8 protein-coding genes are annotated in these 8489 nt (G+C 36.3%); 2 read left to right on the forward strand and 6 right to left on the reverse strand.

The window, feature by feature from the left end; all coding sequences use genetic code 11:
• The first annotated feature begins 199 nt into the window (after positions 1–199).
• Positions 200–760 carry a hypothetical protein gene (locus tag CWB66_RS16440; RefSeq protein WP_138586203.1) on the forward strand — a complete coding sequence of 187 codons (561 nt, stop codon included), beginning with the start codon at positions 200–202 and terminating at the stop codon, positions 758–760.
• Positions 761–1271: 511 nt separating this feature from the next.
• On the opposite strand, the gene CWB66_RS16445 is transcribed toward CWB66_RS16440, so the two are convergent.
• From CWB66_RS16445 to CWB66_RS16465, 6 genes are all read right to left on the reverse strand, one after another.
• Entirely contained in the window at positions 1272–2159 is an 888-nt protein-coding gene (locus CWB66_RS16445) for a hypothetical protein (protein WP_101163918.1), read from the reverse strand.
• Positions 2160–2184: 25 nt separating this feature from the next.
• Positions 2185–3045, reverse strand: coding sequence for an MFS transporter (locus CWB66_RS16450; RefSeq protein WP_138586204.1), 861 nt, complete (start codon positions 3043–3045; stop codon positions 2185–2187).
• Between the two features lie 320 nt (positions 3046–3365).
• On the reverse strand, positions 3366–3824 hold the full coding sequence (locus tag CWB66_RS16455) for a TlpA family protein disulfide reductase (protein WP_138586205.1): 459 nt from the start codon (positions 3822–3824) through the stop codon (positions 3366–3368).
• 72 nt (positions 3825–3896) lie between these two features.
• Positions 3897–5819 (reverse strand): hypothetical protein, encoded by a 1923-nt coding sequence (locus tag CWB66_RS16460; RefSeq protein ID WP_138586206.1) that lies wholly within the window; start codon positions 5817–5819, stop codon positions 3897–3899.
• A 347-nt stretch (positions 5820–6166) separates the two neighbouring features.
• Positions 6167–6304, reverse strand: a complete 138-nt coding sequence (locus tag CWB66_RS22305) for a hypothetical protein (protein WP_171037524.1) — start codon at positions 6302–6304, stop codon at positions 6167–6169.
• A gap of 264 nt (positions 6305–6568) precedes the next feature.
• Positions 6569–6949, reverse strand: coding sequence for a hypothetical protein (locus tag CWB66_RS16465; RefSeq protein ID WP_138586207.1), 381 nt, complete (start codon positions 6947–6949; stop codon positions 6569–6571).
• Positions 6950–7496: 547 nt separating this feature from the next.
• Here CWB66_RS16465 and CWB66_RS16470 point away from each other — a divergent pair.
• Positions 7497–8348 (forward strand): HDOD domain-containing protein, encoded by an 852-nt coding sequence (locus CWB66_RS16470; protein ID WP_138586208.1) that lies wholly within the window; start codon positions 7497–7499, stop codon positions 8346–8348.
• The last annotated feature ends 141 nt before the right edge of the window (positions 8349–8489 follow it).

The raw sequence follows: 8489 nt of genomic DNA on the forward strand, positions 1-8489 counted from the left end.
GTTTAAACAGAGAAAGTGCACCTAAACCCCGAACGTGAAATCGTCAACGTGGAGAGTGCATAACGTAGTGATCGCGACAACTAGTTTGACAAACACCGATACGCGATTTGCAAGTCGTATGTGTGCCATCAACAGACATTCAAAAGAAAGTGGCAAAAGGCAAGACGCGACCCCATTTTCTGCTCTGGAGTATTAGAATATGAAAGTATATAAATTACGTCCAGATACGAAGTATCGCTTAATGTATCCAGAGTCTACGGTATATCAGTCTGACTTATGGGATTTCCATGGGGATACTTTGGCTGGAAAGCTAATGAATTTTAATGCTCATTTTGAAAAAGACAGCAATGAGCCTATACCCGATATTGCTTATATAGGAATGGCAACATTTGCTTTTAAAGAAGATGTTGCGGAGGAACTTGCTGATATACTTGAGGGTATAGGTGAGCTCCTTCCATTTAGCGTAGATGGACAAACTTGGTACGCTCTAAATGTCACCACGTCAATAGATGCACTAGATGATGAAAACAGCACATACCTTATAAATACAGGGGCCATAAAACTTAATTTAGTCGAATTTGTTTTTTTCAAAGGCAAGCTAACAAATGCTACTACTTTCAAGATCCCACAAGACAATCACACTGAAATATTTTGTTGCGACAATCAAGAAAGTGATGACGATGTACTAAATAACCTGTTCTGCGCAATCCATGGGAAAGGCTATACAGGTATTTCCTTTGAGGAAGTATCAGAAGTTTAGTTCTTACTTTAAAAGGCGTTAACTACGCTCTTTGACTGAAGGTCTAATTGAAAAAGTCTTAACTTAAACTGTCATATTTGATTTTTGGAGCTTGATCAAATCTGACAGTCACTAATTCAAATCGTTAATGGACAGAAACGCGTTAGTGTGCAACTACCTGTGAATAGTATGAAAGTTGGCAAGAACCAACTGATGACACAAAATTAAATGTAGAGCTAGAGTGAATCGTAACCATCTGTATCAAATACTAATAATCACACCAGCCTACAAATAGATTCAGAATATTGAATAGCCCTAAACTTAGCCCTAAACTTGACAGCCATTCTAATTAAACAAATAAAACTGTGCCTAGATTCTAATTGGAAGTCAAAATTTAGATTGGGTGTCTTGTTTATTTTTTAAAAAGCCAATTTCATGAAAATACAGCCAAGTTTAGTTGACTGCTATGTGCCATATGCGGACGATCAGGAGTTATAATGTCTGAAGTCAAGGTTTGACTCCATTCGCTTTATTAGCCATTTATGCTCAGCTTTTCTTGAAGCTCAATGTCGGTAATATTTTTCAATTCGTTTTCAGCTAGGATTTTAACTATATCCTTTCCTTTTCGATATAGTTCGTTTTCCTGCAAGCGAGTGAGAAGCTTGCTATATTTATCTTCGTTAAAAGCTTCATCTGAAATCACAATCAATAACAGTGTATTAGCAGCTTTATTAGTAATCTTAGAATATGCATTTTGTGCATGTAGGTTTCGTAAGAATGCCTCATTTAACCAACCAAAGTTGAACCCTTTGCGGATATACTTAACTTCTATAATATAATCTTTAGCTAGTAATGATTTACCTTCTAAAAATATATCTAATTCAAACCCCGCAATCATCATATTATGACTAACTTTATACTTGTTGCTGTAAATTTTATTCAGTCTATTAAAAACACAAGTCTCAATTTGAGAGTAAGCCCTACGAAAAGAAGCCTGTTGGTTAGGGGAAGTATTAAACTGAACTAAGCCTTCTATTTCCTTACTTTGTTTCTCTTCTATCTCATCTTGGGTTGACTCACGTAGAGCATTTTCCTTAAGTTTAGATTCAATCATAGTTTGCTTATCTAGATGAGATTGGTTTACCTGCCATTTTTTTAAGCCCATATAAATAAAAATCATTCCAACGATTGCTGCAATGGATGAAAACCAAGGTATAAACGTAAATATAAAAGATATTAAAGACTGCCGTTTTTGAATTATATCTTGAGCAACTGGAGTTAATGCTTGAATTTCTGCATGGGTCTTAAAAAGATCAAAGGGCTCTCTTAAAAAAAGCCAAGGGGTTGTAACTGATAGTGTAATTAGAACCACACCTAAAGAGACAATAAATTTATACAGGTCCCCAAACTCAAACTTCATGCATACTCCTTGAAATGCCTAGCGCTTAGCTAACAGGCGCAGAATTCTTTTCTGCGCCCTTGGTGAGCTTTTTGTTAGGCTTAAGTGTTGGCGAACAAGTTTGGGGGGAAAACGAATAATCCCCACTTAACTTTTCAACTACGACTATTTCTTTGTCATTTATCTCTATTACCTTTTGCCCTTTTGATATCTTACACCTAGAGAACTTTTTCGCTTCTAGATTATAGATAAATGCTTTCGTCGTATTTTCTACGAAATTTTTATAAGCAGGCATGGCATGACCACTTATCCCCCAATAAAACCCAAGTATTGAAGGGAAAACAAAAAAACGAACCAAAAACGTTCTGAATGCATAGTCCTCAATTTTTTCAGGGATTATATGCTTTAGACATACATCAGTCTTGAACTGCTCTGCATGCGCAATTATTAGCATATAGAATTGTCCAAAAATTAATATTACTACAAATACAAGATAGGTGAACGCTAATATAAAAAGCGGGACAAGCATTACTGCAACGAGGTTTATTGAATATATAAGCTTCGACGATTCGAATGTAACTATTTCGTTTACTATCTGGGATGAAAGAGCATACGCAAAATTTGTTGCCACAGCATAAATAACTAAAATAAGCCCCTTTCCTATATTTGTCTCCCAGACTTTTTTATAAACAATTAAAATATCAGATGCGACGCCACAAGTAAGAAGTAAGCCAGCCGCTACAAAAACCGAAAAGAATATATCGGAAAAAGGGGTGACGTACCAAAAGGCAGAAATTAAGCCAACAACGAAGCCAAAATAGTAGAACTTTTGACTTCGGTTTAGTTTGCTACAAAGAACCTGATTTTTCTCATAGAACCTTCTAGCCTTTTCTCGAAACCTTCCCAATTAAATTTTCCCTTGTAGTTTAATATTGGGCTAATCGCGCATATTTCTGCTGACTTAGCGTTTATTTATCTATTTTATATAGTTTTAACAAATTACCTAAGGCATTACTATCACAAAGTTTTCTAAAACTTTTAAGTAAAGTTAAATAGAACAATATACGCGCTTCGCTCATTTTCATGAATATATGCGCAAGAGTAGTTTGACCACTCAATTGACTATTATATTACTCAATATCAATGACCGGTTATCGCTCATAACACCCCGTCAGTTAAAATAAACCCATTAGTCAAAACCGTAAGACAAATATAACCAAGTAGAATTTATAAGCCCTGCGTTAAATCTTGCGCCAATGTAGCTGTTGGTTTTTCAATTACACGTACTAGCTCTTTACCATTTTTCTTAACAATAAAAGTAGCGGTGTATTGTAAGTCGTTTGCCTGTGCAATGCCTGCATCGTCTTGCTTGTTGTAGCCAACAGCCACGTATTCAATGCTTGCAAGTTTTACTTTAGACTCTTCAAGTAACTTAATTAGTTTTGGTACTTCGCGCTGACTGTCGTGGCACCACGTGCCAAACAATACAATAAGCTCTTTACCTGCTAATTTTTGCATGAGCGCAATATCTTGCGCCGTTGGCGTAAACGCCTTGTATTGTTCGCTAAATTTATTGTGCTCACTCAGCAGTGCATCCGCTGTAATACCGCCAGAAAACGGAGCCGTATCAGCGCAGGCTATCAGTGGCATTCCCAAAGCGAATAACAAAATTAATTGTTTAAACATAAGGTTACTTTTTTAAAAGGAGTAATGTGACGACTATACCCAATATTGCGCAGTGAGTGAATAGAGCGGTAGTTAATTTTCTTTATCCATGAAGAAGTTCACTTGTGATAAATTAGTTAAATATTCACGCCTTACATTTTTATCTTCTGCCAGCTTATCTAAATCACCAATTAGTGTTACTAGCTTGCTATGAGAATGGCTGCTCGTTCTTTTAAATTCGTCTTGTGTACTATTGCTATTAATGCGCTCTTTTTTATCCATGCTGTAGCTATCTTGGTTTTTTTCAAGCCATATATCGTTGATAAAGCGAATGCTACTTTCGCTAATAGTTTGCTCTTTTAGCGCCATTTTTATCTCATATTGAGATTTCTCGGGATTGAATTGATACGTTTTTTTATCCACATCCGCTTTGTAAGACTGATCAAGCCCTACTAATTCATTATTTTTAACCGCAGTGCCAATGTTATAGCTTTCTTTTTTATCGTAAGTATTTGGGTGACTATCTTGATAATCAAAACGCGTACTGGCATTTTTACTTTGAGTTACACCGCTAAATTTTCCTGATTTTTCTTGCTCTGTTGCTTGGCTTAACTCAATATTACTTTTTGGCTGATAATCTCCACGATCCATAGCAAAAGAAAACGCTACATCAAAATCGGCTAACTTAGAAATACCTTCACCCAATGTATTTTTTTCGCTACTGCCAAGTCCTTGATAACGCGGATCGTTTGTTATCATGTTATCGACCAAATCCGAAACTAACTCGCGACCATTAGTAAATTGCTGCGACGCAACCGACTCAATACGACTATAACGCTCAGCCGCAGAAGACATGCTAGTAAACGCATCTTTAAATAAAGCAAAACCTTGCTTCATTTTTTCATCGCCCTTGTGACCAAATGCCGAGTCGTTGGTCTCATCAAAGCTATTGCGCCGGCTGTCTTCTAAACTTTTATCTAAAGTGGTGATATATTGCTGCATTTGGTTTATGTCTTGCCCTCCAAAGGTAGACATATCTAACGTAAAATCGACTTCGTTTTGCCCACTTTCTAATTTGTATACAAGCGCTTGCTGATTGGATGCTGCGTCAATGTTATAGCTCAAATTAAGATTGTTTTCTGAGGGTAGAATAGTTTCCCCGTCAGTTGTTGAAAAAGACACATCAAAACCAGATAACTGTTGATGATTAAAACCGGTTAAAAAATCGAGGCTTATATCAGTTTGATTTAAAGGCACGTAACTACTGTGCGAGCTTTGTTTAGTCTTAAAAAACTCATCCGCCATTTCACCTACACCCGAAAGTACCTGAGTTAATGCCTGATGTTCAGCCTTGGATAAATCCCCATTCACTTCGTAACTTAAGCTAAAGTCATCGGTCGCTTCACCGGTGTTTTCATCGTAACCTTGCGCAGAGTTAAAAGTGATATTGATAACATCACCTTCTTTTGTTTTTACCGATAATTCAAATAGGTAATTGTCACTATTTTCGTAATTTTTGCGGTTCAAGTCTTCCATAAAAGGATTAAGCGAGCGCTCAACACGTTGTTGACTCGAAGCTAAAAACGTCTGTTGCTTATGCCCAAGTTGTCCTAAATTCGACAAAATAGCGCTTGTACTGGCATACGCACCTTGAATATTTTTTACCGATGTATTTAAGCGTTCAATTAACTTAGTGCTATTTTCGTTATTCAATAAGCCTTCTTGCTGAGAGCTTATGACTGTGCGTAAGGCGAGTTCTTCATCGGAGAGTTTATAATTTAAAATGCTAGGTGTGCTTGAAATAGTCAATAACGAGGTTAGTTGCTGATTAAGAACTTGCCCTACTTTTTCATCGCTAAACTGCCCAAGCAGTTCATCGGTGATTTTTTGGGCATTTGCTTCTAAATTGGCAGTGGCTTGTAAGCTAGTAGGTGGTGTTGTTTGATTTGCATTATTGACGGATTGGGCAAGCAAGGTACTTAAGTTAGCATGACTGCCAAGTATATTATTAACCATGATTATCCTTAATCGCTAAGCCCTATTAAACAATATATCGGTCGATTAGCTAAAACCTTTAGGTAAAATGTTTAGCTAAAGGTAGTTATTTAAATATATAAATTTAAGGTCACGTTATTTGCACAGCGCTATCGGATGTATTTTTGTGACCTATTGATAAAAAGGCTAAATTTCTGTTAGACCCCAAACGACTGCTACAAACGTCGTTAATGCCATTAATATAAAGTAAATAATACCGACAAAGCCATAAGTAAAAAACGCTGATATATAACCTTGTTTGTAAATACGTTTTTGCATAACAAACAAGTAAATAGGTACCCATATCAGTAAAGCAAAGCCAATGAATCCTAAAATACTGGCCGCAGCAGTAGCACCCCACTTCCCAGCGCTATAACATGGTCATGTGTTACATCCAAAATATCGATTGATAAAAAGCTAATAAAAATAAAGCTATGGCTATGCAGTGCCACTGTTAAATGTTCCATATAAAGGCGCTTTGAAAAGATGAAAACCACCTTCAATAACAAGGCAAATAGAGGTAAAAGTACAAACATAAATTGCGGGAGTTTGCCTAATACTTCATTGTTCAAACGATTTGTGTTTGTGGTAAAGGTTTTTTTGCTTTTTCTGCTAATTTTTTTGCAGAACCATCGAGCTTTTTTTATTACTTTCACCTGATAAAAAATCAAATGATAAACTACTATCAGCATTGTTTGAAATAGTTAGAATGAGTGTCATCATAACTTTAGTTAATGCACCACCTCTGCGCTAAATCGGTCTCGACCTTTCCAATAATTACACTCAGGACAATAGCAACCTACAGCATAATCAATTCCTTCTTCATGGGGGCAACCTATTACTTCTTGGATCATGCTAACGGATTTAGCTCCGTTTACATCAATGAAATTCAGTATTTCATTCATAACCAGTTCTGATTTTCTCAAGTCTGTTGAAGAAAACCACTTTTTCATTGGTTCTGCGGCTGCACCTTCATGCATTATAATTGCGCATACTGCTTTTGATGCAAGATCACGGTTTGGACCATAAAAAGCTATCGTTGCTATAGGGTAACCTTTATTACCTTTACGAGTCTTTTTGATTAGTAATTTCTTATTCTTGCCTTGAGCCATTTAGATACTCCAACATAAAAATATAACAAGCCTGTAGCATAACTCGCTTTTTATTTGTCTTTTTTGAAAAATAAACCATAGCTGAATTTTTATTTTGCTTCAATCGGGTACCGTATTTTTTAGCAGAAGGTAAAAAGAGTTTAGTGTTGTTTTGAGTGGCATTTTGGGAGGGTTCACTGATGTTTTAGTCGTTTATTCTAAGTGATAAAGTCCTACCCTTAATCAGTGCATAGTGCTTGCAGTTTTTCACTATTATGAACAAGGCAATACAGTTGCCATTGTACGTTCACCTTATCTTAACCCCAAAAGAATTAGAATGGGTGTCATGCTAATTCTTTTCAAGTTTGTTTAATAAAAATGGCTGTCTGCTTAATTCCCTGTATGTGCAGTGGTATATGTTTTACCACGTCACTTAGTACTCACCATACTCTGCAATTTGATTGCAGATATTTAAAGTCGATTTGCCATAGGCTCAATCACCTTCTAACATTAATACTCTATTTGTTCTTTGGTATTATTTAATAATCGGCTATGGGATTTGATATACATGATAAAAATTAATGAACAAATATTAACAGATATAAACAGAAATTTTATTATCCCACCAAAACCGCAAATACTCAGTGATTTACAAAATTTAGCGGCACTAGAGGATGCCTCTATTGCTAATGCAGCAGATGTTGTTGTTAAAGACTTGGCGATTTCATCAGCGATACTAAAAATCATAAATTCCCCTGCCTATGGTCTATCTCGCACGGTGTCAGATATTAAGCAAGCCGTTATGTTTCTTGGTTGGGATGGTGTTAACGCGCTAGTACAAGGGCTTAAATTAAAGGATATGTTCGCTGCAAAAAATAGTTGTATCAGTTTAGACCGATTTTGGGACTCTTCAACAGAAATAGCTAACGTGAATATGATGATTGGTCAGCGATTTAAGAAGCAAATAGCCATTGAATCTTTGTATACCTTAGGGCTTTTTCATGATTGTGGTGTGCCGCCAATGGCAGTTAAATACGACAGCTACTTAAAAGCACTTCATTTATCTAACCAATCTAGTAAAGAAAGTATCACAGAGATTGAAGAGCGTTTATACAATACAAACCATGCGATTGTTGGGTATTATTTCGCAAACAGTTGGCACTTACCAAAAGAGATGTGTAAATTAATACTTAATCATCATGACTTGAGTCTTTTAGACGATGTTACAGACAGTGATATGCAAATTAGCTTTGCAATTCTTAAGATGTCAGAGAATTTAGTAAACTTGGTTAAGCGGGGGACCCATTTAGCTGAATGGAATACAATAGAGGTGAAAGCTCTCGATATTTTGCATATGAATGATGATGAGTATATTGATCTACAAGAAGATGTTATTGATTATTTAAACAGCGAGCACTAGGGGCTGTTGAACTTTCGTGATTAATTTTGCAGCAGACTATTTGATATTTAAGCAAGGCAGAGCCTATGTCGTGTGGTTATTCCACATAAATAGGCGATAACGCAGCATAAATGCCAAACATGCGCTGCCCTTTGGGTTCTT

This window comes from Pseudoalteromonas sp. S558 (genome assembly GCF_005886635.1).
GTDB lineage: Bacteria > Pseudomonadota > Gammaproteobacteria > Enterobacterales > Alteromonadaceae > Pseudoalteromonas > Pseudoalteromonas aliena.

What these genes read in the sequence shown, in the direction of transcription:
- CWB66_RS16440 (WP_138586203.1), top strand. Translation starts at nt 200, where the DNA reads ATGAAAGTATATAAATTACGTCCAGATACGAAGTATCGCTTAATGTAT.
- CWB66_RS16445 (WP_101163918.1), bottom strand. Translation starts at nt 2,159, where the DNA reads ATGAAGTTTGAGTTTGGGGACCTGTATAAATTTATTGTCTCTTTAGGT.
- CWB66_RS16455 (WP_138586205.1), bottom strand. Translation starts at nt 3,824, where the DNA reads ATGTTTAAACAATTAATTTTGTTATTCGCTTTGGGAATGCCACTGATA.
- CWB66_RS16460 (WP_138586206.1), bottom strand. Translation starts at nt 5,819, where the DNA reads ATGGTTAATAATATACTTGGCAGTCATGCTAACTTAAGTACCTTGCTT.
- CWB66_RS22305 (WP_171037524.1), bottom strand. Translation starts at nt 6,304, where the DNA reads ATGGAACATTTAACAGTGGCACTGCATAGCCATAGCTTTATTTTTATT.
- CWB66_RS16465 (WP_138586207.1), bottom strand. Translation starts at nt 6,949, where the DNA reads ATGGCTCAAGGCAAGAATAAGAAATTACTAATCAAAAAGACTCGTAAA.
- CWB66_RS16470 (WP_138586208.1), top strand. Translation starts at nt 7,497, where the DNA reads ATGATAAAAATTAATGAACAAATATTAACAGATATAAACAGAAATTTT.